This is a genomic window from Shewanella sp. S1-49-MNA-CIBAN-0167 (genome assembly GCF_040310145.1).
GTDB lineage: Bacteria > Pseudomonadota > Gammaproteobacteria > Enterobacterales > Shewanellaceae > Shewanella > Shewanella psychromarinicola.
The window spans coordinates 1-749 of record NZ_JBEOPO010000106.1 but is presented as its reverse complement, the minus strand read 5'-3'; the positions used below and the strand labels follow the sequence as shown (position 1 = coordinate 749).

Genomic DNA, 749 nt, shown 5'->3' with positions numbered 1-749 from the left:
ACCTTGATATTCGCCTTCTGCCATGCTGCGAGGAGCAAGGCCTGACTCACAAATAGCATGTTGGAAGTTGGTGTGTTCGGCATAGTCTTTGATGTTGTCGATATAAGGTGCTAAGTCGATACGACCATAACCTAATGGAACCGTAAATGGATGGTAGTAAAAGTCGCCATTTCCATGGACCCAGTTAACAAACTTGCCGCCTTGTTTAAACGTTGCGTGACAAGCCTTAAAGACTTCGCTTTCGCTTAAACCTATTTGTTGTAAGGTATTTTTCATGGTTGGCCAAGTGCCTTCACCAACACCGACCGTGGGAATGTCTGATGATTCCACTAAAATAATTGTTAAGTCATTACCTGTCTGGCTTTTATGATGCGATGCAATGATAGCTGCGGTTAACCAACCCGCTGTACCTCCACCCACAATGATTATTTTTTTGACTGCTTTTGCCATTGGGTTAACATCCTATTTGCAATGAAATGTGCTTAATTACCGTCGTAGTTAAACACTATCACAAGGTGTGTTTTATATATCATAAACAAAAAAGACAGGTGCTAAGCACCTGTCTTTTATTACTTATAATTTAAAACTTGCCTCTAACGCCTAGAGAATAGCGCGATCCGTTATCTTCAACCGAATAAATTTGGTTGGCGAAACGACCTGTTTGAACGAGCTCTTCTTCAGTGATGTTAATGCCTTCAACAAACACCGATACATGTTCAGTGATGTCATAGCTGGCGCTAATATCCCAC

Annotated in this window: 1 protein-coding gene; it reads right to left on the bottom strand. The window is 41.4% G+C overall.

What is annotated here, in order from left to right; translation table 11 throughout:
* Positions 1-450, bottom strand: a 450-nt coding sequence (locus AAEZ00_RS20575; RefSeq protein WP_351089723.1) for a tryptophan 7-halogenase, incomplete at its 3' end; no start/stop codon positions are given.
* Between the last annotated feature and the right edge of the window lie 299 nt (positions 451-749).